The sequence below is a fragment of the Roseovarius sp. MBR-79 genome (assembly GCF_053628555.1).
In genome coordinates, this window is the sequence record NZ_JBRJGP010000017.1 from 1 (window position 1) to 24482 (window position 24482).

Below are 24482 nucleotides of genomic sequence, written 5' to 3' on the forward strand. Positions count from 1 at the left end.
GGGCAGCAGGTCGCCCTTGCAGGCGATGAAGGACTGGCACAAACTCAAGCCGCAGTTGTTCAGGAAGAAGCCATACTACCTTCCGGGATGTGACATATATACGTCACCGAATAATGAAGCAAGAACTCGATCTTCAAAACCAATATCGCTGACCCATTCCGGCGGTCGCCGCTTTGCCGCAGGCGGCCAATAGTGAATAGTTTCGATGTATTCTTGCACATCTTTTCTACGTTCCTCATCGAAGTAATATCGGCAATCCTCAGAGTTCGAACTCACTGATTTGAAATAGTGTTGGCCACAACCACGACATTCCAAGACGCGAAAATAAGTCTCCGCATCAAAATCACATTCGTGATATTCTTCCTTATGTTCTGCGACTACATCTGCACGTTCAGATCCGCATTTTGGGCAATGGCCAGCTTCAAACTTCTTTTCAGACAAGGCTTGCTATCTCCGACCATTCGTTTCCATGTTTCCGAACATTTACTCTATAGCCAGATAAATTTCCATCTTCTTCTGTATCAATAGCGATCGTAATCGTGTAGTTGCTGACCGTCCACTTTGGACTCCAACCAGCCCCTCACCGCATACCCCCAGCCGCATCACACCCGGCTTGCGCCCACGGCGCTCAGGACGCGCGCTTGTAGCGCTCTTCCACGTCCATCGCGTATTCCGCCACCCTCAGGCGAAAGCGTTTGGACATGTTCCCACGGGCCAGCTTGAGCGATTGCACGATAAGCCGTCCGGCGAGCGTGCGAGGCTCTAGCGTCAGATCGACCGTGAGACGTGTGCGCGCACGCGACAAGGCGATGAGGCCCACCGTCATGCGTCCCTCCAGCGTCGTCGCCTCGGCCGCAACCTTGATCCCGTTCGGGGGGTCGTAGTCCGCAAGCCGCACGGCCAGATCGCGCATCCGCCCGCGCAGCTTGAACGTCGCGCGCCAGCTCATGCCGACGCCCGGCGCTTTCAGGCTGTCCGTGCGCTGCACATCCGCGCCCCGGCGCAACGCCGCGCGCTCGAACCGCGTGAAATCCGTTATCTCGGCAAAGACATGCTCGATCGGTGCCTCGATGTCTTCCTTGCTGGTGAACTCCATTACTCGTCCCGTTTTGCCGCTGATCCTGCCCGGTGCCACTCTCGCCTCAATCGAGCCGGTCGGCAAGCCAGTTCCTGAGCAGGAAATGCGCCACGGCCCCCTTGCGCGCGGGCAGAACCTCGGGATGTTCCCCGGCAAAGGCGGCAAGGATTTCCTCACGGCTCATCCAGCGCGCGGCCTCGATCTCTTTCGGGTCGATGGTGATCGCATCACTCAACGCCTCGCCACGGCAGCCGAGCATCAGGCTGGCGGGAAACGGCCAGGGCTGGCTTGCCAGATAGCTGACCTCTCCGACGCGCACACCCGCCTCTTCCCGGACCTCGCGGCGCACGGCGGCCTCTACGGTCTCGCCCGGCTCGACGAAACCCGCAAGCAGCGAATACATCCCCTCGGGCCAGCCCGGAGAGCGTCCCATCAGCACCGAATTGCCATGGGTGATCAGCATGATCACGACCGGATCGGTGCGCGGGAAATGCTGCGCGCCGCAGGCATCGCAGGCCCGTTGCCAGCCCGCCCGGATCATCCGGCTTTTCGCGCCGCAACGCGCGCAATGGCGGTGGCTCTCGTGCCAGCCAAACACCGCCTTGGCGGTCGCGGCCAGTTCCGCATCGCGCGGGCTAAGCGTGCTCATCACGCGCCGCAACTCGGCAAAGACCGCCCCCTCGGGCAGGTCGGGATGCGCCTGTTCCGAGGCGTCGAGGAAGGTATCGAGCTGATCGGGATCAAGCCCCGGCGGCACCCAGGCCGAGATGTCATGCGCAAGGACAAGATCGCCCCCCGCCGCGCGTCCGAGCAGAACGGGCGGCATCTTGTAGCGCTTCAGAACGGGGTGATCCGGGGAGAGCGTGACCAGCGCATCGAGCGCCGGTCCGGCCAGAAGCGGCTTGCCGCGCCAGAGCACCACCGCGCGCGCCCGCCCTTCGGCCAGCGCCGTTGCAATCGCGCCGTCATCGCCGCGAATATCGTCCGCCCGGTCAAGCCCCGAGCCGCCGAATGTCACCTCTTCCGCCTGCCGCATGAGCCCTCCGTTCCGCTTGGGTCCAAAGACACCAGCCCGGCGCGCAAGGCAAGACAGCCTAACCAATGGTTCACACTGTCGCCACAAGGCTGAAACACAACTTAAAGAATATTGAATGTCAAAATAACATCTTATCCTATCTCAATGCAGGTCGCTTCCTGCCCCTGATGCCTTTGGCGAGCAAGGTCGCCTCCCCTCCAGCCCGATTTGCAGGTCAGACCCGTGTTCCAGCCCGTGCCCGCCACCGAAACGCAGTCCCCGACCGGCCCCACGTTCACTCTGCGTCTGCTGGCCACCTCGGACGTGCATGGCCATATCCTGCCACAGGATTATTTCACCAGTCGGCACGATACCCCCGTCGGCCTTGCGCGCCTTGCCACGCTCATCGCGCAGGCCCGCGCACAGGCGGGGCCGGAGAATTGCCTGCTGCTCGACAATGGCGATTTCCTGCAAGGCACGCCGCTCACCGACCTCACGGCGCGGCCCGGCAATGGCTGGCGCGGCCGCCATCCCGTGATCCGGGCGATGAACCTGATGGGCTATGATGCCGCCGCCCTTGGCAACCACGAGTTCAATTTCGGTCTGGACTGGCTTTGCGATACCCTGTCACAGGCCAAGTTCCCGGTGCTCTGCGCCAATGCCGTGCGCGCGACCGGCAGATCACCGCTCGAGGACACGCCGTTCCTGCCATCCGTCACGATCCTGACCCGCCACTTGCGCGCCACCGACGGCGGCAGTCACGAGATCCGCATCGGCCTGATCGGCCTTACCCCGCCGCAAGTGACGGTCTGGGACCACGCCCATCTCGCGGGCCGTATCACCACCCGCGACATGATCGAGACCGCCCGCCAATGGGTGCCGGAGCTGCGCGCGCGCGGGGCCGATATGGTCATCGCCCTCGCCCACACGGGCATTGACGCAGGCCCCGACCGTCCCGGCATGGAGAACGCGGCGCGCGCTCTGGCGCGTGTGCCCGGTATCGACGCACTCATCGCCGGACACAGTCACCGGATTTTTCCGGGGTCTGACCACGCGGGCACCGAAGGCGCGGATATGGCGCGCGGCACGCTTTGCGGCGTGCCCTGCGTCAAGCCGGGCTATGCCGCCTCTCATCTCGGGCAGATCGACCTGCACCTCGGGCGCGGCGCGCGGGGCTGGCAGGTCACGGGCCACGCGGTCACGCTGCACCTCGCAGCCGGGGCCACGCCCTGCCCACGCCTCACCCGCGCGCTGGCCCGCGCCCATGCCCATACCCTGCGCCTGACCGAGCCTGCGCTTGGCGAGACGCGGGCACCGCTGCACAGCTATCTGGCCTTGGTGCGCGACGATCCGGGCCTTGCCCTCGTCAACACCGCGCAGGCGGCGGCGCTGGCCGAGGCCATCCGCGACACACCCTATGCCGCGCTGCCGCTTCTGTCAGCCTCGGCCCCCTTCAAGACCGGCGGGCGCGGCGGCCCGGATCATTTCACCGACATCCCCGCAGGCCCCGTGCGGCTGCGAAACATCGCCGATCTCTACGGCTTTCCCAACACGCTCTACGGCCTCCTGGTCACCGGGGCGGACCTGCGCGACTGGCTCGAACGCGCGGCGATCTGCTTCAACCGCATCACCCCCGGCGCGCCCGGCCAGACGCTGCTTGATCCCGCCATACCCGGCCATGTCTTCGACGTGATCGAGGGGCTGTCCTATGCCATCGACCTCACCTCTCCGGCCCGGTATGACCTTGACGGTGTGCTGGTCTCACCGCAGGCGCGGCGCATCCGCGACCTGACGCATCGCGGCCGTCCGGTTGCCGATAGCGACCGTTTCGTGATCGCCACCAATTCCTATCGCGCCTGGGGGGGCGGGCCGTTTCCGGCCCTGGCCGAGGGTCGCGTGATCCACCAGTCGACCCGCCCGATCCGTGATCTGATCGCCGATCACGTCGCCAGTCGGGGCCCGATTGCGCCCATGCCCCCCGGCACATGGCGCTTTGCGCCGCTGCCCGACACAAGCGTGACCATCGAGACGGGGCCCGGCTTGCGCGCCTACCCGCAAGAGATCGAGGCCCTCGGCGCGCAGGATCACGGCCTTGACGCGAAAGGCTTCCTGCACCTCGCCCTGCCGCTGCCTCGGGCCGCGCACCCCTCTCTTGCGAATCCCGCCGCAGCCGCCTATATCCGCCGGCGAGAGGTTGGCGCGGGCAGGCACCTCGCCAACCCGGTCAGGTCCGGAAGGAAGCAGCCGTAACGAGCCCCGCTTGGGTCGTTGTCAGCCTCTCACCTTTCCCTGCATCGCCCATGCCATTTGCGCGTCGGTCTCCACCGCGCAGGGCCGCAGGGCGCGCAACCGCGCCAGCGCCGCCTCCGGCACCTCTCCCGCCTCGACCATCAACCGCAAGACCGCCATGCCCGAACGCCCGCAGCCGCCCCGGCAATGCACCAGCACCCGGCCACCGCCGGCCAGCGCCGCCCGCGCCGTGGCACTGGCCTGCCCCCAGTCCAGCGCCTGATCCGGGCCCGGCACGCCGTAATCCGCCACCGGCACGCCGATCCAGCGCGTGCCCGCCGCCTGCACATCCGCCGCCAGATCGCCCGCCCCGGCAGCCAGCATCTCGGCCCCGGTCGTCATCGAGATGACCAGCGCGGGCTTCCAGTCCGCCAGATGCGCCATGTCGGCGGCATACTCCCCCCCCGCCCCCGGCAGGGGGGCGAGCGCCAGCGTGCCCCCGCCTACATGCAACGCGTGAATGATAAACCCGGTCACGGCGCGTCAGAGCCGGTCGGCCCCGAACGTGTCGCAACGCGCCATCTCGCCGCTCTCGTAGCCGCGCGCGAACCAGCGCGCCCGCTGATCGGAGGTGCCATGGGTAAAGGTGTGCGGGCTGGGCACCCGCCCCGCGCGGCGTTGCAGATGATCGTCGCCGATCATCCGCGCGGCGTTGAGTGCCTCTTTCAGATCGCCCGGCTCCAGCAACCCGTCAACCGCCCGCGCCCAGACCCCCGAAAGGCAATCGGCCTGCAATTCCAGCCGCACCGTCAGGGCGTTGGCCTCTGCCTCGCCCGACGCCTGCCGCATCCGGTTCACCTCGGGCAGGATGCCAAGCTCGTTCTGCACATGATGCGCCACCTCATGCGCGATCACATAGGCGGCGGCGAAATCGCCCTCGGCCCCGAGTTGCCGCGCCAGCGTGTCAAAGAATTCCGTGTCGAGATAGGCCTTGCGGTCGGCCGGACAGTAGAACGGCCCCGTCGCCCCAGAGGCCCCGCCACAGGGGCTTTGCGTCACGCCCGAATAAAGCACGAGAACCGGCGGGCGATAGTCGCGCCCGACCTGCGCGGGAAGCACCCGCTCCCAGACCTGCTCGGTCGTGGCCAGAACCCGCGCGGAAAACTCGGCCGCGCGTTCCTCTCCGGGGGTGGGGGCACGCGCCTCGCGCGGCGCGCCGCCCTGTCCCTCCAGAAGCGGCGTCACGTCGATCCCCGCGAAATAGCCGATGGCCAGCACCACCAGGAGACCCAGACCGCCAATCTTCGCCCCCCCGCCGCCGCCACCGCGTCCGCGCCGGTCCTCCACGTTGCGGCTGCGTCCGATGCCCTTCAACCTCATCACCGATCCCCCCTCGTGACCTGCCCTGATGTTTGCCGCGCCCGGCTCAAAAAGCAAGGTGGACGGCCTGCGCCCCCGGCCTTAGGGTCTGGGGAGACGAGTCAGAAAGGCCCCACGCATGTCCCAAGCCCCCGATACCGGCTATCAGGTCCTCGCGCGGAAATACCGCCCCGAGACCTTTGCCGATCTCGTCGGCCAGGACGCGATGGTGCGCACGCTGAAAAACGCGTTTGCCGCCGACCGCATCGCGCAGGCCTTCATCATGACCGGCATCCGCGGCACCGGCAAGACCACCACCGCGCGGATCATCGCCAAGGGCATGAACTGCATCGGCCCCGATGGCGCGGGCGGTCCCACGACCGAGCCTTGCGGGCAATGCGAGCATTGCGTGGCAATCATGGAGGGCCGCCATGTCGATGTGATGGAGATGGACGCCGCCAGCCGCACCGGCGTGGGCGACATCCGCGAGATCATCGAGAGCGTGCATTACCGGGCGGCGTCGGCGCGCTACAAGATCTACATCATCGACGAGGTGCACATGCTCAGCACCTCGGCCTTCAACGCGCTTTTGAAAACGCTGGAAGAGCCGCCCGCCCATGTGAAATTCATCTTCGCCACAACCGAGATCCGCAAGGTCCCGGTCACGGTCCTCTCGCGCTGTCAGCGGTTCGATCTGCGCCGGATCGAGCCGGAGGTGATGATCGGTCTCCTGCAACGCATCGCCGGGGCCGAGGGGGCCGCGATCACCGACGAGGCGCTCGCGCTCATCACCCGCGCCGCCGAAGGCTCGGCCCGCGACGCGACCTCGCTTCTCGATCAGGCGATTTCGCATGGCGCGGGTGAGACGACGGCCGAGCAGGTCCGCGCCATGCTGGGCCTTGCCGACCGGGGCCGCGTGCTCGACCTTTTCGATCTGATCATGAAGGGCGACGCGGCAGGCGCGCTGATCGAACTGGGCGCGCAATATGCCGAGGGTGCCGATCCGCTGGCCGTGCTGCGCGATCTGGCCGAGATCACCCATTGGGTCAGCGTGGTCAAGATCACGCCGGGCGCCGCCGAGGACCCGACAATCGGCCCGGACGAGCGCGCGCGCGGCCTTGGCATGGCGGGTGCGCTGCCGATGCGCGTGCTCACTCGCATGTGGCAGATGCTCCTCAAGGCGCTCGACGAGGTGGCGCAGGCCCCCAACGCCATGATGGCCGCCGAGATGGCGGTGATCCGCCTCACCCATGTGGCCGATCTGCCCGCACCCGAAGACCTTGTGCGCCAGTTGCAGGCCCAGCCGCCGACCGGGGGCGGCGGGGGTGGATCCGGCCCGCGCGCCGCGCCGCAAGGCACGGCCAGCGCCCCCCGCGCGAGCATGAGCACGCATCACGGCGCGGGTCCCGTCACCGCCGCCGCCCCCGCGCAGGATACGGCCCTCGCCGCCTATGCGACCTTCGATTCGGTGCTCGACCTCATCCGCGACCAGCGCGACGCGCGCCTTTTGATCGAGGTCGAGGGCTGCCTGCGCCTCGCCGCCTATCGCCCGGGCCGGATCGAATTCACCCCCACGCCCGACGCCCCCGCCGACCTTGCCCAGCGCCTCGGCACCGCGCTGCAACGCTGGACCGGGCAACGCTGGGCCGTCAGCCTCGTCAATTCCGCCACCGCCCCCACCCTGCGCGAAGCCCGCGAGGCGGCCCGAAGCGCGCTTGAATCGCAGGCGCGCGAACACCCCTTGGTGCGCGCCGTGCTCGACGCCTTTCCCAAGGCCGCGATCCGCGACATCCGCACCGCGCAGGACATCGCCTCGCAGGCCGATGCCGAGGCGCTGCCCGAGGTGAGCGAGGAATGGGATCCGTTCGAGGAGGATTGAGCGCCTCGCCAAACCGCGCGCGATATGCTTAAAGCCGCAGCGAACCATTCAGCAGGAGATGACCGACATGTTCAAGGGTCTGGGACAGATGGGCGACATGGCCAAGATGATGAAGGCCGCCCAGGAAATGCAGCAGAAGATGGCCGCCCTCCAGGAGGACATGCATCAGATCACCGTCACCGGCGAATCAGGTGCCGGGCTGGTCAAGGCCACCTGCACCGCAAAGGGCGAGCTGAAGGCGCTCGACATCGACCCCTCGATCTTCAACGCCGACGACAAGGAAGTGGTCGAGGATCTGATCCTTGCCGCGATCAAGGACGCGCAATCACGCGCGCAGGACAAGGTCAAGGAAGAGATGGGCAAACTCACCGAATCGATGGGCCTGCCCAAGGACATGAAACTGCCGTTCTGAGCCGTGTTTCACTGTTCCTGAAAATACTCTCGCCGAAGGCGAAACCGCCCGCCTCCCCGGAGCCACTCGCGTGAGCAGCACCCGCGACATCGACGCCCTGATCGACATGATGGCCCGGCTGCCGGGGCTTGGCCCGCGCTCGGCGCGGCGCGCGGTGCTGCACATGATCCGCAAGCGTGCGTTGCTGCTGTCGCCGCTGGCGGACCTCCTTCAAAGCGTCGCCGCAACCGCGCGCGAATGCCGCATCTGCGGCAATATCGGCACGGCAGAGGTCTGCGACATCTGCGCCGCGCCCAAACGCGCCAATGGACAGATCTGCGTGGTCGAGGACGTGGCCGATCTCTGGGCGATGGAACGCGGGCACGCCTTCAAGGGCCGCTATCACGTGCTTGGCGGCACGCTCTCGGCGCTCGATCAGGTCGGTCCCGACATGCTCCGCATCCCCGCGCTTGTCGCCCGCATCGAGGCCGAAGGCATCACCGAAGTGATCCTTGCGCTCAATGCCACCGTCGACGGCCAGACCACCGCGCATTACATCGCCGATCAAATTGAAGGCAAAGTGTCGCTCACATCGCTCGCACAGGGTGTTCCCATCGGCGGCGAGTTGGACTATCTCGACGATGGCACGATCAGCGCGGCGCTCGCGGCGCGCAAATCGTTCTGAGCCTGCGCCGCTGACCATCCACCACCCGGAAAGACGCCATGCATCCCCTGGCCTTCGCCTTTTTTTACCTTGGGGTTCTCAATATCCTGACCTTCGGCCTGTTCTGGTGGGACAAGCAATGCGCCATCCAGCGCCGCTGGCGCGTGCCCGAAAGCACGCTTCTGACGCTCTGTCTTGTCGGGGGTGCCTTCGGTGCCAAGACCGGTCAGGGTGTGTTCCGGCACAAGACCCGCAAGGAGCCGTTCCGCAGCTCGCTGAACGCGATCATGGTGCTGCACCTCGCCTTTGCCTCGGCGCTCCTCATCCCGGGCTTTCGCGCGCAGGTCATGGCGCTCCTGCTCGACACCACAACCGCGCTCTTCGGCTGACCGCGCTCAGTGCACTTCGTCCTCGAGGTTCAGCTTCATCTCCAGCAGAACCTGTTGCAGATGGGTTGTCTCGCGCAAAAGCCGCTTGGCTTCGTTGACAGAGATCACGCCATCCTCGATGCTTTGCTGATACTCCCCCATCAGGATCGCAAACCGCTGCGCCAGCGCGATGACGTCGCTGTTGACCGATGCCCGCTCCCGCGTGTTGCGCAGGCTCTCGGTGAGGCTCAGGTTGATGCCCTTCAGGTCCGCCAGCGCCGAGGTCACATGCGGATAACTCGCCGCCTGTTCAAGGGCTGCCACCGCATCCACCGGCATGAACCTATCGGCATGTTCCTCGTGATCGGAATAATAGCGCCCCAGCGTCGCCTTGGATTTGCCGGTCAGCTTGCAGGCGGCCTCGATGCCCACGTCCTTGACCAGCGCCTCGGTGTGCTTCTTGAGATAGCTTCCGATCACCGACATACCTCGACCCCTTGTCACAGCCCGTCTTTCGCAGGGCAGGTTTTGCCTTAAACCGTCTGTTCCGGAATGTCATTTTCAAATCATGCGTTGAACAGCAATGGGTGAACGCCCGCCTCAGCCCCGCTCCACCAGCACGGACCCCACCGAATACCCCGCCCCGAAAGAACAGATCAGACCCTTGTCGCCGGTTTGCAGGTCGCCCGAATGCTGCGCGAAGGCGATGATCGACCCCGCAGAGGAGGTATTGGCATAGTCCTGAAGGATATTGGGCTGTTCCTGCGGCTCCGGCACACGCCCCATGACCTTGCGGCCGATGAAATCGTTCATCGTCTTGTTGGCCTGATGCAGCCAGAGACGCCGCAGATCCGCCGCCGTCACGCCATCCTCCGCCATGTGCCCGAGGATATGCGCCGAGACCATCGGCAACACCTCCTTGAACACTTTCCGCCCTTCCTGCACGAAGAGCATGTCGCGCCGGTCGGCCATGCCATCGGGCCGCGAGCGGCGCAGAAAACCGTTGTTGTTGCGGATGTTGTTGGAAAACTGCGTGGCGCAGCGAGTCGAGAGGATGCGGAAATGCGCGCCCTCCGCCTCCTCCGCCGCCTCGATCACCAGCGCGGTGCAGACATCGCCGAAGATGAAATGGCAATCCCGGTCGCGCCATTCCAGATGCCCCGAGCAGATCTCGGGGCTGACCACCAGCGCGCGGCGCGCGCTGCCCGCCCGGATCATGTCGGCGGCGGCCTGAATCCCGAACGTGGCCGAGGAACAGGCCACGTTCATGTCAAAGGCAAACCCGCCCGCGCCGAGCAACGCCTGTATCTCGATCGCCACCGCCGGATAGGGCCGCTCGTGATTGGACGCAGCGCAGATCACGAGGTCGATCTCGCCCGCCTCCCGTCCCGCCTGCGCCAGCGCCTCGCCACAGGCCTCAAGCGCCATTTCCGCCATGATCCCCGGCTCGTCATCGCTGCGCGCGCGCAACAGCGGGTGCATCACCTCCGGGTCCAGAACCCCCGCCTTGTCCATCACGTGGCGCCGCTCGATCCCCGAGGCGCTGAGGATGAAGTCCGGCGAGGACAGCCCCTTGGCCTCGATCCCGCCCGACGCGATCTCAGCCGCATGACGCGCGTTGAACGCCTCGGCATAGGCGTTGTAGGTCGCCACCAATTCCTCGTTGGTGATCACCTCCGGCGGCGTGAACACACCCGATCCCGTAATCGCGGGCTGCACCATGGTCTTGCTCCTCAGGTTTCAGGCCAGATCACCGGAAACGCGCCGCCCCGTCAAGCAGGACATCGCCCCGCTTCACTGTTCCGAAAATACTCATCCCACCGGGTTCGGCAGCGCCTCACCCGCGAAGAAGGCGCGCAGGTTCTCCACCGCCATCAGCCCCATCGCCTCGCGCACCTCCAGCGCGGCGGTGCCCAGATGCGGCAGCAGCGTGACAGTCTCCAGCGCCCGCAGCGCCTCGGGGACCTCCGGTTCGCGCTCGTAGACGTCAAGCCCCGCCCCGGCGATCCTGCCCTGCCCAAGCGCCTCGATCAACGCGGCCTCGTCCACCACGTCGCCCCGCGCGATGTTGACCAGATGCGCCGTGGGGCGCATGGCGGCCAACACCTCGGACCCGATGATGTTGCGCGTCTCGGTGCCGCCAGGCACGGCGACCACGAGGAAATCAACCGCCCCCGCCAGTGCCGTCAGGCTCTCGACCTGCCGCGCCGGAAGATCGACCGCCTTGGGGGAGCGGTTGTAATAAAGCACCTCCATCCCGAACCCATGATGACAGCGCCGCGCAATCGCCTGCCCGATCCGCCCCATGCCGACGATGCCCACCGTCTTGCCGGTCATGTGCAGCCCCAGCATCTGCGTCGGATTCCAGCCGGTCCAGCGCCCTGCGCGCACCAGCCGCTCGCCCTCGCCCGCGCGCCGCGCGCTCATCAGCATCAGCATCAGCGCGATATCGGCCGTCGCGTCGGTCACGGCCCCCGGCGTGTTGGTCACGGCAATGCCCACCGCGCGTGCCGCCGCCACGTTGATATGGTTATAGCCCACCCCGAAATTGGCGAGGATGCGGCAACGGCTGCCCTCTGCCTCGGCAAAGATGTCGGCCGTGAACATATCGCCCAGCGTCGGCATGATCCCGTCATAAAGCGCCAGCGCGCCCTTCATCTGGCCCGGCTTCAGCGGCGTGTTCTCCTCGCGCATCTCGACCTCGAAGAACGCGCGCGCGGTCTCGGTGACGCGCTGCGGCATCGGCCTCGTGATAAGGATCCTTTTCAATGGAGCCTCCCGCCCAGGGGCACATCGAGGTCAGGTCCGATCAGGACGATCCCGCCCGCCGCGTCGCTCACCCCCAGAACCAGCACCTCGGAAAGAAACTTGCCGATCTGCCGGGGCGGGAAATTCACCACCGCCAGCACCTGTCGGCCAATCAGCCCCTCGGGCGTGTAATGCGCGGTGATCTGTGCGCTTGATTTCTTCTCGCCGATCCCGGGGCCGAAATCGATCCAGAGCTTGATCGCGGGCTTGCGGGCCTCGGGATAAGGCTCTGCCCGGATCACCCGGCCCGCGCGGATATCCACCTTGAGGAAATCGTCGAAGGTGATCTCAGTCATCGCGCAACTCCCGTGAGCGGGCCGTCGCCGCCGCCACCGTGCGCGCCATCAGCGGCGGCAGGCCCGTGGCCTCATCCATCAGCACGCCAAGCCCCGCCTGCGTGGTGCCATTCGGGCTTGTGACATTCTCGCGCAGTTGTGCGGGCATCTCGTCTGCGGCTTCGGCCAGCGCGCCGGCCCCCGCCACCGTGGCGCGGGCCAGTTGCATGGCCAGCGCAGGAGCCAGACCTTCGGCCTCCCCCGCCCGCGCCATGCATTCGATCATGTGAAACACATAGGCGGGGCCGGACCCCGACAGGCCGGTGACCGCGTCCATATGATCCTCGCTCTCCAGCCGGACCACCTGCCCCACGGCCCGCAAGAGCGCCTCCGCCTGATCGAGATGCGCGGGTGTGGCATGGGCATTGCCGACAATCGCGGAGATGCCGCGCCCCACGGCGGCGGGCGTGTTGGGCATGGCGCGCACCACCGGCGTGGCCGCCCCCAGCATTGCCTCGTAGGTGGCAATGGACGTGCCCGCCGCGACCGAAACAAAGAGCGTCGCGCCGTTGCCGTAGCCTTTGAGCGTGGGCAGGGCCGCACCCATCATCTGCGGTTTGACCGCGACGATCACGATGGCCGGGCTTTCGGGCAACTCGGCATTGATTGCCACGCCTGTGCCGCGCAGCCAGTCCGACGGGTGCGGGTCGATCACATGCACCGCCTCCGGGGCCAGCCCGCCCTCGAGCCAGCCACGCAGCATCGCGCCGCCCATCTTGCCGCAGCCCAGAAGGACCAGACCGCGCGCGGCCACCTCTGTCATCGCCATGATCGCCCCCCGCTTTTCGCTTGCGGGGGCAGGTTTACGCGCGCCCGTAGGCCTCTGCAATGGCGACCTGCATCGCATCGCGCGGAGATTTGCCACCCCAGATCGCAAGCTGGAACGCCGGGTAATACCGCTCCGATGCCGTCAACGCCGCACCGAGGGCGGTGTCGATCTGCTCGGGACTCGGCCCCTGTGTTCCCGACATCACAAGCCCATAGCGCCATACCATCAACTTCTGCTCTGCCCACCAGGTGAAGGCCCCGCTCCAGCACTGATCGTTGACCGCGTTGAGCATCTCGTAGAGAACGGCCAGGCGGTCCTCGGGCGGCTCCATCTCATAGGTGCAGACCAGCCGCAGGGTCTCGTCATGGCCCGACCAGGCGAGCGTGATCGCATAGGTGCGCCACTGGCCCTCGATCGCCATGGCGATCTGATCGTCGCCGATACGGTCGAACTCCCAGTCATGGTGCTCGGCGATGTGTTCGACGATGTCGATGGGGTGCAGATCGTCGCTGAGATAATGCTCGGAAAGTGCCATGGCGCCGCCTCATTTGCTATAGCGCGTGGGGGCCTTCGCACCCCAACCGCTAGGTGCCTGCTCTACGGGCGACCGTCGTCATGACCGCCCATACAATATATGGTGATGGGTGGCGTGCGAGGTGTAAAGCAATTTGTTGGGGGTGCCACCAGATTGTTGTGGGTAAGTGACCCATGACCCCAAGATAAGCCCCATTGCCCCCCCTCTTGCCCGAGGGCGCGAAAGTCCCTAAAGCGCGCGCATGTCAGAGGTCGAGGTCGAGATTCATCCGCTTTTTCACGGGGCTCCCACGGGCACCGAGTTCCGCAAGCTGCGCAAGCGGATCGTGCGCAACGTGCGCGAGGCGGTCGAGCAATACGGCATGATCGAACCGGGCGCGCGCTGGCTGGTCTGCCTCTCCGGCGGCAAGGACAGCTACACCCTCCTTGCCGTGCTCTACGAGCTGAAATGGCGCGGACTTCTGCCCGTGGATCTGCTCGCCTGCAATCTCGATCAGGGTCAGCCCGGTTTTCCGGCCACGGTGCTGCCCGCGTTTCTCGACCGCATGGGCGTGCCGCACCGGATCGAGTATCAGGACACCTATTCCGTGGTCATGGACAAGGTGCCGCAGGGGCGCACCTATTGCGCCCTGTGTTCGCGGCTACGGCGCGGCCATCTCTACCGGATCGCCCGCGAGGAAGGTTGCTCGGCGGTGGTGCTCGGCCATCACCGCGACGATATCCTCGAGACCTTCTTCATGAACCTCTTTCACGGCGGGCGGCTGGCGACGATGCCCCCCAAGCTCGTGAACGAAGAGGGGGATCTCTTTGTCTACAGGCCGCTCGCGCATGTGGCCGAGGCCGATTGCGCGCGGTTTGCGCGGGCGATGGCCTATCCGATCATTCCCTGCGATCTCTGCGGCTCGCAGGACGGGTTGCAGCGTCAGCAGGTGAAACAGATCCTTGATGGCTGGGAGGCGCGCAGCCCCGGCCGGCGGCAGGTGATGTTCCGCGCGCTGATGAACGCGCGCCCGTCGCATCTGCTTGACCCGAAACTCTTCGATTTCGCGGGGCTGACCCGCGAAAAGGTCAAATCCGAGACAGTTTCCGAAGCGCAGCCAACGCTTCGTTAACCCTCGGGGCCCAGAATGGTCTCCGTCAGAATCGGAGAACGGAATGCGTCCTGTGACAAGCCCCCTGAAGGACCGGCTCAACGCCGTGTCAGAGGCGCTGCGCGGGCCGCAACTCCTTGTTTTCGCTCTGGCTTTCGTGCTCGCGGTGATCTGGTTCGGCGCGCAGGTGATGTGGCTTGCACTGCCGTTCGCACTGATCGCAACCCTGCCGCGACAGGGGACCGGCGCGACAACGGGACATGAACCGGCACCGGGACAACTGGCCGATATGGCCCTCGCCATCGAACGGCACCTTGCGCGCGCGCGCGACGATGCGCAGACAGCCCCGTGCCTGTTTCTCGGCATCGACGGGTTTGCCGCCATCCACGTGCGGCACGGCCCGCAGATGCAGACACGGCTCGTGACAACCTGCCTCGATCATCTCGCCCGTGCCCTGCGCCCGGAGGATCGGCTTTTTGACCTCGGCCAGGGGCGTTTCGGCGTGCTGCTTGCAGCGGACAGGTCGCTCACCGGCGCCGCCATCCGACAGATCGCGCATCGGCTCGAACTCGCGGCACGCGCCGCGACCTCGGCCATGCTTGCCTCCGATGCGCTCGGCATATCCTCGGCAGTCGAGATGATCCAGCCCCGTGCCCGCCCCGTCACGCCCGTGACACTCAGCAACACGCTGGCAACCCTCGGACGGGACGCGCGCCTGCCGCCATCGCAAACCTTGCGTCCAGCCCCCCCCCTGCTGGCAGCGCGCGCGCGTCCGCGAGACGGGCCGAAAGCGTGATGCGGCGCGACGAATCCCCGCCGCCCCCCCCTGTCAATCCCGGAAACCGCTTGACCTTTGGAGCCGCACTCTGTTGAACGCCCGGTGACACTGCAATGACGGACGGTTCCGGACCATGGATCAACAGAACAAGAACCTCATTCTCGCGACGGCACTCAGCTTTCTCGTGATCCTGCTGTGGTTCGTATTGTTCCCACCGCCCGAACCGGCACCCACCGATCCCAATGCGCCCCTGGCGCAGGACAGTCTCACGCCCCCCGCCCCCACCGCGGCGCCGGGCGCAACCGACGTGGCGGGCGCAAGCGATGTCGCAGCCGAGACAACCGCCGAAACGCCCCGCCTCGAGATCGACACGGCCCGCCTGTCCGGCTCGGTCTCGCTTCTGGGGGGCCGGGTCGACGATCTCGTGCTCAAGGACTATCGGGAAACGATCGACCCCGACTCCGATACCGTTCACCTGCTCAATCCCATAGGTGCGATCACGCCCTATTACGCGCTTCACGGCTGGGCTCCCGGCGCGGGTCTCTCTCCCGATGAGGTCCCCGGTGCCAACACGCTCTGGGCGGTCGAGAGCGGCACCGCGCTGACCACCCAAAGCCCGGTCACGCTGGTTTGGGACAATGGCGCGGGTCTGATTTTCCGCCGCGAAATCAGCATAGACGCCGATTACATGTTCTCCGTGCGCCAGTCGGTCGAGAACCGGGGCACGGCCACGGTCAGCCTCGCGCCCTATGGCATCATCGCCCGCCACGGCCGCCCTGCGGATCTCAAGAATTTCTTCATCCTCCACGAGGGGGTGGTCGGCATGTTCGATGGCACGCTCAAGGAGCTGAGCTACAAGGACATCGAGAAACTCGATTTCAACGCGCGCGAGGGCGCGCCCGCCGAGGTCGAACAGGTCACCGATCGCGGCTGGCTCGGCTTTACCGATCACTACTGGATGACGACGCTCATCCCCGATCCCGGCACGCCCTTCAAGGCCGTGACCAAGTTCGACCCGCAGCGCGGCATCTTCCAGACAGAGACCGTGCAGGCCACCCTCAGCCTTGCGCCCGGCACCACCGTCACCGCCTCGAGCCGCCTCTTCGCCGGGGCCAAGGAATGGGCCACCATCCGCCGCTACCAGAACGAGGAAAACGTCGACCGGTTCCTCGATTCGATCGACTGGGGCTGGTTCTTCTTCCTGACCAAACCGATCTTCGCGGCGCTGCACTGGTTCAACCAGATCATCGGCAACATGGGCTGGGCGATCATCGCGCTCACCCTCGCCATCAAGGCGCTGGTGCTGCCGCTGGCCTACAAATCCTACGTCTCCATGGCCAAGATGAAGGAACTCCAGCCGCAGATGGAGAAGATCAAGGAGATCGCCGGCGACGACCGCCAGAAGCTGCAACAGGAAATGATGGCGCTCTACAAGAAGGAAAAGGTCAATCCGGCCGCGGGCTGTCTTCCGATCCTGTTGCAAATCCCGATCTTCTTTTCCCTCTACAAGGTGATCTTCGTCACGCTGGAATTGCGCCATGCACCCTGGATCGGCTGGATCAGGGACCTTTCCGCGCCCGATCCGTCGTCGCTCTTCAACCTCTGGGGCGTATTCCCCTGGGCCGCGCCCGAACCGGGATCCGTTCTCGCGCTGATCTTCATCGGCATCCTGCCGCTCGGCCTCGGTATTTCGATGTGGCTGCAACAAAAGCTCAACCCGTCGCCGACAGATCCCACGCAAAAGATGATCTTTGCCTGGATGCCCTGGGTGTTCATGTTCATGCTCGGCAGCTTCGCCAGCGGCCTCGTGATCTACTGGATCGCCAACAACATGATCACCTTCTCGCAGCAATATGCGATCATGCGCAGCCATGGGCACAAGCCAGACGTGTTCGGCAACATCCGGTCGAGCTTCAAACGCGGCGACAAGCCCGCGCCCGCGACAAAACCCGAGAAAAGGAAGTGACGCGGCCCGCCCGCGTCCTTGCCAGGTAAGCCGCCATGAAACTCGCCTTTCCCGTGGCCGAGACGCCCGACGATGCCACCGCGGAGGCGGGTCGCAAGCTCTTTGCCGGCCCGGTCGATTTCCTGAAGGGCGTGGTGGCCATGTCCGGGATGCCACCCGCCGACCGCGCCGAGGTCTGCTTTGCGGGCCGCTCCAATGTGGGCAAATCCAGCCTGATCAACGCGCTCACCGGGCGCAAGGCGCTTGCGCGCGCCTCCAACACGCCTGGCCGCACGCAGGAGATCAACTTCTTCACCCTGGGCGAGAGCCATTACCTCGTCGATCTGCCCGGCTATGGCTTTGCCAATGCGCCGGTGGCGGTCGTGGCGAAATGGCAGGCCCTGCTCAAGGCCTATCTCTCGGGCCGCCCAAGCCTGCGCCGCGCTTTCGTGCTGGTGGATTCGCGGCACGGTATCAAGCCGGTGGATGAGGAAATCATGGCACTTCTGGATCGCGCCGCCGTGCCCTTTCAATGCGTCATGACCAAGACCGACAAGATCAACGCCGCCACGCTCGACACGGTGCTGACGCAGGTGCGCGCACGCCTCGCCCCCCATCCTGCGGCCTATCCCGAAATCATCCTGACCTCCTCGGAAAAGAACGAGGGGCTGGCCACGCTGCGCGCCACCATCGCGGCGCTCGGTTGAGCGCAGCGCTATTCCGCCGCGCGGCGCAGGCCTGACATCAGGCGGTGGAACTTCTCGCCCTGAATGGCCACATGCCCGCGCAAAACCTCGGCGGCACGGTCGGACGCGCCCGCGCGCAGGGCCGCAACAACAGCCTCGTGTTCGGCCATGGATTGCGCCATGCGCCCGCGCACCCGCAATTGCATCCGCCGGAACGGCTTGAGCCGCCGATGCAGGCGCAACGCCTCCTGCTCCAGAAAGGTATTGCCCGCCTCGCGGTAGATGGCGTGATGAAACCGCTCGTTCTCACGGTAATAGGCGTCCGTATCGCCCGCCTCGATCGCCGCCGTGCAAAGCGCGTTCGCGTTTTCCAGTTCGGCCAGCGCGTTCTCGGATATGCGCAGCGCGGCAAGACGGCCGCAGACCCCTTCGATCTCGGCCATGGTCTCGAACATTTCCAGAAGTTCGACCGGCCCGGGCTGACGGATGAACACGCCCCGGCGCGGGATCTGCTCGGCCAGCCCCGAGGCCACAAGCCGCCCGAGCGCCTCGCGGATCGGGGTGCGCGAAACGTTGAATTGTTGGGCCAGCCGGGTCTCGTCCAGCCGATCGCCGTCGCTGAAGCCTCCGGTAAAGATCATCTCTTCCAGACTATCGGCAATGCTGTCGGCGCGACGTTGAGACATGAAACAACGCTATGCGCGAATTTCTTGGTGCGCAAGATTGAAATTATTGTATACAAAATTCTTGACTCTGAATGCATCCTGCCAAAGACTGCCCCAATCTCCCCGGCCATGAGAGAGCCGGGGCAGACATGGGAGGACAACATGAAATTCACCGGACTCGCGGCAGCCGCCGCCAGCGCCCTTTTGCTGGGCACCACCGCCAACGCCACGGACCTGCGCCTGTCGCATCAATGGTCCAATCAGGACATCCGGCACCGGGTCGCGCAGATCGTCGCCGATGAGGTTGCCGCCGCCGGGGTCGATCTCGACATCAAGATTTTCGGGTCGCAGTCGCTCTTCAAGGCGCGCGAGCAATACACGCCCCTCAGCCGGGGACAGCTCGACATGACGGTGCTGCCGCTCAGCTACGCGGGCGGCCAGCAACCGGCCTACAACCTCACCCTCATGCCGGGCCTCGTGAAGAACCACGACCACGCCGCGCGCCTGTCGGACAGCCCGTTCATGGAGGCGCTCGAGGCCAAGATGGCCGAGGATGACGTGATGGTGCTGGTGCACGGCTACCTTGCCGGTGGCTTTGCCGCCAAGGACAAGTGCATCCGTCGGCCCGAGGATGTGCAGGGGATGCAGACCCGCGCGGCAGGCAAGGCGTTCGAGCAGATGCTGGCCGGTGCCGGTGCCTCCATCGCCTCGATGGCAAGCTCGGAGGTCTACAACGCCATGCAGACCGGCGTTCTCGACGCGGTCAACACCTCGTCCTCGTCCTTCGTGTCGTTCCGCATCTACGAGCAGGTGAAATGCTACACGCCCGCGGGCGACGTGGCGCTGTGGTTCATGTATCAGCCGCTTCTGATGAACAAATCCACCTTTGACGGGCTGAGCGCCGAACAGCAATCCGCGCTTCTGGCGGCGGCGGAAAAGGCCGAGGCCTTCTATCTTGAAGAGGCCAAGAAGGAAGACGCGGCCTCGGTCGAGGTGTTCCGCGAGGCCGGTGTCGAGATCGCCGAGATGAGCCAGGACGATTTCGCCGCCTGGCTGGCGCTGGCCAAGGAAACCTCGTTCAAGGAATTCGTGGCAAGCGTGCCCGACGGGCAGGCGCTGCTTGACATGGCGCTCGCTGTCGAGTGATTCGCCACGGGCCGCCGCCCCATCGGACGGCGGCCCCCTTTCCCAGCCCTGACAACGTGATGAGGTCCGACCATGGCCGGCCAAAGCCCGGGTGCCGTCGCGCGCACCGGTAGACATCCCTTCCTGCGCGCGATCGCCGCGCTCTCCACCCTCGCGGGCTGGATATCCGCGGCGATGATCGTGGCGGCGGTGCTGATCACCTGCCAGATGATCTGGATCCGCTTCGTGCTCAACGGCGCGACCATCTGGCAGACCGAGGCCGTGGTCTACCTGATGATCGCGGCGACGCTTCTGGGTCTGCCTTATGTGCAGCGCCTGCGCGGCCATGTGAACGTGGATCTCATCCCGATGGCACTCCCGCGCGGGGCGCGCAAGGTGCTGGCGGTGGTCACGCTGTCGCTCTCGATCCTCGTGATCGCGGTGATGCTCTGGTATGGCGCGGAATTCTGGCACCTTGCCTGGTCGCGCGGCTGGAGGTCGGACACGGTCTGGGCCATCAAGCTCTGGATCCCCTATCTTTCGCTGCCCCTCGGCCTCGCGCTCTTTCTGCTGCAACTCGTGGCGGACCTGATCGCCGTTCTGCTCGATATCGACAAGCCCTTTGGACTGGAGGACGCCTGATGGACCCGCTTCTGCTTGGCCTCATCGTGGCTGTTGCCACCATCGTGGTGCTCTTTTCCGGCGTGTCGGTCGCGGTCGGGCTGCTGATCGTCTCGGGCGGGTTCCTGATCGTGTTCGACGGGATGCGCTCGCTTGAGCTCATGCCCGAGATCATGTTCGGCAAGCTGGACAATTTCGCGCTGCTGTCGATCCCGATGTTCATCATCATGGGGGCCTCCATCGCCTCCACCCGGGCGGGTGCCGATCTTTACGAGGCGCTGGAGCGGTGGCTGACGCGCGTGCCGGGCGGCCTCGTTATCTCGAACCTCGGAGCCTGCGCGCTTTTTTCGGCCATGTCCGGCTCTTCACCTGCCACCTGTGCCGCCATCGGCAAGATGGGCATCCCCGAGATGCGCAAGCGCGGCTATCCTGATTCCGTTGCCGCAGGCTCCATCGCGGCGGGCGGCACGCTCGGCATTCTCATCCCGCCCTCGGTCACGATGATCGTCTACGGCATCGCCACAGAGACCTCGATCGGGCGGCTGTTCCTGGCCGGCGTCCTTCCGGGGCTGCTGCTGGTCGCGCTCTTCATGGCCTGGTCGCTCTATCAGACCTGGCGTTCGGGCGATGTGAACCTCTTGCGCGCGACACCCTATACTTGGACGCAGAAATTCGAGATCCTGCCCCGCGTCCTGCCCTTTCTCGCCATCATCCTCGGCGTGCTCTATGCCATGTATGGCGGTATCGCCACGCCGTCCGAGACGGCGGCCGTCGGCGCGCTTTTGTGCCTGCTCATCGCTATGATCATCTACCGGCTCTGGTCGCCCGCAGCCCTTTGGGTGGTGCTGCGCGATTCGACCCGCGAAAGCGTGATGATCCTCTTCATCATCGCGGCGGCGGGGGTGTTTTCCTACATGCTCTCGTCGCTCTTCATCACCCAGTCCATCGCCGAATGGATCGGCACGCTCGACGTGAACCGCTGGGTGCTGATGGCGGCGATCAACGTCTTTCTGCTGGTCGCGGGCTTCTTTTTGCCGCCCGTCGCGGTGATCCTGATGGCAGCACCGATCCTGTTGCCGATCATCACCACCGCCGGGTTCGATCCGATCTGGTTCGCCGTGGTGCTGACCATCAACATGGAAATCGGCCTCATTTCGCCGCCCGTCGGCCTCAACCTCTATGTGATCAACGGCATTGCGCCCGACATCAAGCTCAAGACGATCCTCTACGGCTCCTTGCCCTATGTCGGTTGCATGGTGCTGGCGATCATCCTCTTGTGCCTATTTCCGGGGATTGCCACATTGCTGCCCGATGCGGTCATGGGGGCGGCGCAATGAGCGTGCTGGCCGATCTACTATCGACGGTGTTCGAGCGGCGCTATTTCAGTTCCGGCGCGCCCGACCCGCGCAACCGCTCGCTCGAGACGCTGGCGCGCGATCTGCTGGGCAGTTCAGGAGAGGTCTCGGGCATGGTGCTGGCGCGGCATATGCTGGAGCGGTTCGCGGGCCTTGACGACAGCGCGAAGGCGCAGTTCTTCGGCTTTCTCGCCCGCGATCTGAGCTTTGACGCCGAGGCCGTGCGCGAGACGCTGGCGGCGTTCGAGGCTGATCCGTCGCGCGCGCGCTATGCCGCCTTCATCGCCGCCGCCGAGCCGCCCCGGCAGGAGCTTGCCCGCCGTCTCAACCAGGTGCCGGGGGCCACGGGGCAGCTTGTGACGATGCGCGCTGATCTTCTGCGGCTGATGCGCGACGATCCCGGCCTTGGCGTGGTCGATCTTGACCTCAAGCACCTGTTCTATTCGTGGTTCAATCGCGGCTTTCTGGTGCTGCGCCCGATCAACTGGTCCTCTCCCGCCGCTGTGCTGGAAAAGATCATCGCCTACGAGGCAGTGCACGCGATCGACAGCTGGGACGATCTGCGCCGCCGCCTTGCCCCGCAGGATCGGCGCTGTTTCGCCTTCTTTCACCCGGCCATGCCCGACGAGCCGCTGATCTTTGTCGAGGTGGCGCTGACGCGCGGTATTCCCGGCGCGATCCATGACGTTCTGTCCGAAGAGCGCGAGGCCATCCCCGCGACAGGGGCCGATACCGCCGTTTTCTACTCGATTTCCAACTGTCAGGCGGGGCTGGCCGGAATTTCCTTTGGTAATTCACTGATCAAGCAGGTGGTGGCCGACCTCGCGCAGGAACTGCCCGACCTCAAGACGTTCGTCACCCTCTCGCCCATTCCCGGCCTCAGCCGCTGGCTGTCGCAGACCGGGCGCGCCCTGCCCGAAGAGCCGCAGGCGCGGCGCGCCATCGCCGCGCATTACCTGCTCGACGCCAGACGCGAGGACGGCACGCCCGTCGATCCGGTGGCGCGGTTCCATCTCGGCAACGGGGCCTCGGTCCATGCCGTCCATGCCGGTGCCGACCTTTCGCCCAACGGGGAACGGCAATCGGGCGGCGTGATGGTGAATTACCTTTACGATCTCGCGCAGATTTCGCAGAACCACGAACGCTTCGCCGGGGCGGGGCGCATTGCCGCCTCCTCGGGGGTCCGATCCCTCGCCGCGAGCGCCGACAAGACCGAGTGAAGGATCATCGCCATGGCCAACCCCCTTTATGACCGCCTGTTCGGACGCCACGCGGGCAACGCCGCGCCGTTCCTGCACCTGCAAGACGGGGGCACGCTCAGCTATGACGCCTTTCTGCGATTGGCCGCGCGCTATGCTCAAGCCTTTCGCGCGGCGGGGCTGACCCCCGGCGACCGGATCGCGGTGCAGGTCGAGAAATCGCCGCAGGCGCTGGCGGTCTATGCCGCCGCCGTGCAGGCGGGGATCGTGTTCCTGCCTCTCAACACCGCCTATACCGCCGATGAGCTGGGCTATTTCGTCTCCGACAGCGGCGCGAAGCTGCTTCTGTGCGATCCTGCCCGCGCCGACGCCTTGCGCGCGGTGGCCGATGCGTCCGGCGCGGCGCTGCTGACGCTCGGGGCAGGTGGCGCGGGCACACTCCCCGATGCCGCGCAAACGCAGCCCGAAACAGTCGAGACCACGCCGCGCGGTGCCGATGACCTTGCCGCGTTCCTCTACACCTCGGGCACGACGGGCCGCTCCAAGGGAGCGATGCTCACGCAGACGAACCTTTTGTCCAATGCCGAGGTGCTGGTGGATTACTGGCGTTTCACCGGCGATGACGTGCTGCTGCACGCCTTGCCGATCTTTCACACGCACGGCCTTTTTGTAGCGACGAACGTGATTCTTCTGGCGGGGGCCTCGATGATCTTCCTGCCGAAATTCGACACCGATCAGATGATCGCCAATCTACCGCGCGCCACCACCATGATGGGCGTGCCCACCTTCTATACCCGCCTGCTCGACGACGCGCGCTTTGACCGCGATCTTGTCGCGCATATGCGGCTCTTCATCTCCGGCTCCGCGCCGCTTCTGGCGGAAACGCATGTGGCGTTCGAGGCGCGCACCGGCCACCGCATTCTCGAACGCTACGGCATGACCGAAACCAACATGAACACCTCCAACCCTTACGCCGGCGAACGGCGCGCGGGCACCGTGGGCTTTCCCCTGCCCGGGGTGGAATTGCGCATCACCGATCCCGACACCGGCGTGGACCAACCCCAAGGCGCGGTCGGCATGATCGAGGTGCGCGGCCCGAACGTGTTCAAGGGCTACTGGAACATGCCCGAAAAGACCGCCGAGGAATTGCGCGAGACCGGCTTTTTCATCACCGGCGATCTTGGGATGATCGACGCGCGCGGCTATGTCTCGATCGTGGGGCGGGCCAAGGATCTCATCATCTCGGGCGGCTATAACATCTACCCGAAGGAAATCGAGTTGCTGCTCGACGATCAGCCCGGCGTGCTCGAAAGCGCGGTGGTGGGCGTGCCGCATCCCGATTTCGGGGAAACGGTGGTGGCGTTCATTGTCCCCGAAAAGGGGGCCGTGCCCGATCTCGACGCCATCGCCGCCGCTGCCGCCGCTTCTCTCGCTCGCTTCAAGCACCCGCGCAGGCTTATCCTGCTCGAGGCGCTGCCGCGCAACACCATGGGCAAGGTGCAGAAAAACGTGCTCCGGGCCGAGTATGCCAACCTCTTCACCACAGCGTAGAGGGGGCGGCCCATTGGCCCGCCCCCATCCATGTCAC

At 65.6% G+C, this 24482-nt stretch carries 24 protein-coding genes, 1 other RNA gene and 1 pseudogene; 15 read left to right on the plus strand and 11 right to left on the minus strand.

The window, feature by feature from the left end; translation table 11 throughout:
• Nucleotides 1-628: 628 nt before the first annotated feature.
• Together ACSSV8_RS15650 and nudC are read right to left on the minus strand one after the other, a co-directional pair.
• Nucleotides 629-1096 (minus strand): SRPBCC family protein, encoded by a 468-nt coding sequence (locus ACSSV8_RS15650; RefSeq protein ID WP_454283073.1) that lies wholly within the window; start codon nt 1094-1096, stop codon nt 629-631.
• A 46-nt stretch (nt 1097-1142) separates the two neighbouring features.
• Complete coding sequence (gene nudC, locus ACSSV8_RS15655; RefSeq protein ID WP_454283074.1) at nt 1143-2114, minus strand: NAD(+) diphosphatase; 972 nt, start codon at nt 2112-2114, stop codon at nt 1143-1145.
• Nucleotides 2115-2417: 303 nt separating this feature from the next.
• On the opposite strand from nudC, the pseudogene ACSSV8_RS15660 reads away from it, so the two are divergent.
• Nucleotides 2418-4151: pseudogene (locus ACSSV8_RS15660) on the plus strand (bifunctional 2',3'-cyclic-nucleotide 2'-phosphodiesterase/3'-nucleotidase); the annotation flags it as partial.
• A 129-nt stretch (nt 4152-4280) separates the two neighbouring features.
• Nucleotides 4281-4378, plus strand: an RNA gene (gene ffs, locus ACSSV8_RS15665) — signal recognition particle sRNA small type.
• Here the strand turns inward: ffs and ACSSV8_RS15670 are convergent.
• Both ACSSV8_RS15670 and ypfJ read right to left on the minus strand, forming a co-directional pair.
• Nucleotides 4365-4859: a protein-tyrosine phosphatase family protein gene (locus ACSSV8_RS15670; RefSeq protein ID WP_454283075.1), complete on the minus strand. Its 495-nt coding sequence runs from the start codon at nt 4857-4859 to the stop codon at nt 4365-4367. The genes ffs and ACSSV8_RS15670 overlap by 14 nt on opposite strands.
• Nucleotides 4860-4865: 6 nt before the next feature.
• Nucleotides 4866-5702 (minus strand): KPN_02809 family neutral zinc metallopeptidase, encoded by an 837-nt coding sequence (ypfJ, locus tag ACSSV8_RS15675; RefSeq protein ID WP_454283076.1) that lies wholly within the window; start codon nt 5700-5702, stop codon nt 4866-4868.
• Between the two features lie 118 nt (nt 5703-5820).
• Between ypfJ and ACSSV8_RS15680 the strand changes: the two genes are divergently transcribed.
• The 4 genes from ACSSV8_RS15680 to ACSSV8_RS15695 all read left to right on the plus strand — a co-directional run bounded on the left by ACSSV8_RS15680 (nt 5821) and on the right by ACSSV8_RS15695 (nt 9004).
• Entirely contained in the window at nt 5821-7560 is a 1740-nt protein-coding gene (locus ACSSV8_RS15680; protein ID WP_454283077.1) for a DNA polymerase III subunit gamma/tau, read from the plus strand.
• A 67-nt stretch (nt 7561-7627) separates the two neighbouring features.
• Nucleotides 7628-7972 (plus strand): YbaB/EbfC family nucleoid-associated protein, encoded by a 345-nt coding sequence (locus ACSSV8_RS15685; protein WP_354540374.1) that lies wholly within the window; start codon nt 7628-7630, stop codon nt 7970-7972.
• Between the two features lie 70 nt (nt 7973-8042).
• Entirely contained in the window at nt 8043-8636 is a 594-nt protein-coding gene (gene recR / locus ACSSV8_RS15690) for a recombination mediator RecR (RefSeq protein WP_454283078.1), read from the plus strand.
• 38 nt (nt 8637-8674) lie between these two features.
• The gene (locus tag ACSSV8_RS15695; protein ID WP_454283079.1) at nt 8675-9004 is read left to right on the plus strand and encodes a DUF1294 domain-containing protein; all 330 of its coding nucleotides are present in this window, start codon (nt 8675-8677) and stop codon (nt 9002-9004) included.
• Between the two features lie 6 nt (nt 9005-9010).
• Here ACSSV8_RS15695 and ACSSV8_RS15700 read toward each other — a convergent pair whose 3' ends face one another.
• The 6 genes from ACSSV8_RS15700 to ACSSV8_RS15725 form a co-directional block, all read right to left on the minus strand.
• Nucleotides 9011-9469 (minus strand): hypothetical protein, encoded by a 459-nt coding sequence (locus ACSSV8_RS15700; protein WP_354540350.1) that lies wholly within the window; start codon nt 9467-9469, stop codon nt 9011-9013.
• 114 nt (nt 9470-9583) lie between these two features.
• A complete protein-coding gene (locus ACSSV8_RS15705; protein WP_454283080.1) occupies nt 9584-10705 on the minus strand; it encodes a beta-ketoacyl-ACP synthase III in 1122 nt (373 codons plus the stop codon).
• A gap of 90 nt (nt 10706-10795) precedes the next feature.
• The gene (locus ACSSV8_RS15710) at nt 10796-11752 is read right to left on the minus strand and encodes a 2-hydroxyacid dehydrogenase (RefSeq protein WP_354540352.1); all 957 of its coding nucleotides are present in this window, start codon (nt 11750-11752) and stop codon (nt 10796-10798) included.
• A complete protein-coding gene (locus tag ACSSV8_RS15715) occupies nt 11749-12087 on the minus strand; it encodes a tRNA-binding protein (RefSeq protein WP_454283081.1) in 339 nt (112 codons plus the stop codon). Before ACSSV8_RS15715 ends, ACSSV8_RS15710 begins: the two co-directional genes overlap by 4 nt.
• Nucleotides 12080-12895 carry a pyrroline-5-carboxylate reductase gene (proC, locus tag ACSSV8_RS15720; protein ID WP_454283082.1) on the minus strand — a complete coding sequence of 272 codons (816 nt, stop codon included), beginning with the start codon at nt 12893-12895 and terminating at the stop codon, nt 12080-12082. The genes ACSSV8_RS15715 and proC overlap by 8 nt, the downstream gene beginning before the upstream one ends.
• Nucleotides 12896-12929: 34 nt before the next feature.
• On the minus strand, nt 12930-13430 hold the full coding sequence (locus tag ACSSV8_RS15725; RefSeq protein WP_354540356.1) for a type III secretion system chaperone family protein: 501 nt from the start codon (nt 13428-13430) through the stop codon (nt 12930-12932).
• A 241-nt stretch (nt 13431-13671) separates the two neighbouring features.
• Between ACSSV8_RS15725 and ttcA the strand changes: the two genes are divergently transcribed.
• The 4 genes from ttcA to yihA all read left to right on the plus strand — a co-directional run bounded on the left by ttcA (nt 13672) and on the right by yihA (nt 17950).
• Nucleotides 13672-14541, plus strand: coding sequence for a tRNA 2-thiocytidine(32) synthetase TtcA (gene ttcA / locus ACSSV8_RS15730; RefSeq protein ID WP_354540357.1), 870 nt, complete (start codon nt 13672-13674; stop codon nt 14539-14541).
• Nucleotides 14542-14593: 52 nt separating this feature from the next.
• On the plus strand, nt 14594-15316 hold the full coding sequence (locus ACSSV8_RS15735) for a hypothetical protein (RefSeq protein ID WP_354540359.1): 723 nt from the start codon (nt 14594-14596) through the stop codon (nt 15314-15316).
• A gap of 115 nt (nt 15317-15431) precedes the next feature.
• The gene (gene yidC, locus ACSSV8_RS15740) at nt 15432-17264 is read left to right on the plus strand and encodes a membrane protein insertase YidC (protein ID WP_354540360.1); all 1833 of its coding nucleotides are present in this window, start codon (nt 15432-15434) and stop codon (nt 17262-17264) included.
• Nucleotides 17265-17299: 35 nt separating this feature from the next.
• Nucleotides 17300-17950: a ribosome biogenesis GTP-binding protein YihA/YsxC gene (gene yihA, locus ACSSV8_RS15745; RefSeq protein WP_354540361.1), complete on the plus strand. Its 651-nt coding sequence runs from the start codon at nt 17300-17302 to the stop codon at nt 17948-17950.
• Between the two features lie 8 nt (nt 17951-17958).
• Here the strand turns inward: yihA and ACSSV8_RS15750 are convergent, their stop codons facing one another.
• Entirely contained in the window at nt 17959-18615 is a 657-nt protein-coding gene (locus ACSSV8_RS15750) for a GntR family transcriptional regulator (protein WP_354540362.1), read from the minus strand.
• Between the two features lie 141 nt (nt 18616-18756).
• Between ACSSV8_RS15750 and dctP the strand changes: the two genes are divergently transcribed.
• The 5 genes from dctP to ACSSV8_RS15775 all read left to right on the plus strand — a co-directional run bounded on the left by dctP (nt 18757) and on the right by ACSSV8_RS15775 (nt 24445).
• A complete protein-coding gene (dctP, locus tag ACSSV8_RS15755; RefSeq protein WP_454283083.1) occupies nt 18757-19740 on the plus strand; it encodes a TRAP transporter substrate-binding protein DctP in 984 nt (327 codons plus the stop codon).
• A gap of 72 nt (nt 19741-19812) precedes the next feature.
• Entirely contained in the window at nt 19813-20361 is a 549-nt protein-coding gene (locus ACSSV8_RS15760) for a TRAP transporter small permease (RefSeq protein ID WP_354540363.1), read from the plus strand.
• Entirely contained in the window at nt 20361-21677 is a 1317-nt protein-coding gene (locus tag ACSSV8_RS15765) for a TRAP transporter large permease (RefSeq protein WP_454283084.1), read from the plus strand. Before ACSSV8_RS15760 ends, ACSSV8_RS15765 begins: the two co-directional genes overlap by 1 nt.
• Nucleotides 21674-22915 carry a malonyl-CoA decarboxylase gene (locus tag ACSSV8_RS15770; protein ID WP_454283085.1) on the plus strand — a complete coding sequence of 414 codons (1242 nt, stop codon included), beginning with the start codon at nt 21674-21676 and terminating at the stop codon, nt 22913-22915. The genes ACSSV8_RS15765 and ACSSV8_RS15770 overlap by 4 nt, the downstream gene beginning before the upstream one ends.
• 12 nt (nt 22916-22927) lie before the next feature.
• Nucleotides 22928-24445 (plus strand): malonate--CoA ligase, encoded by a 1518-nt coding sequence (locus tag ACSSV8_RS15775; protein ID WP_454283086.1) that lies wholly within the window; start codon nt 22928-22930, stop codon nt 24443-24445.
• Nucleotides 24446-24482 lie beyond the last annotated feature (37 nt).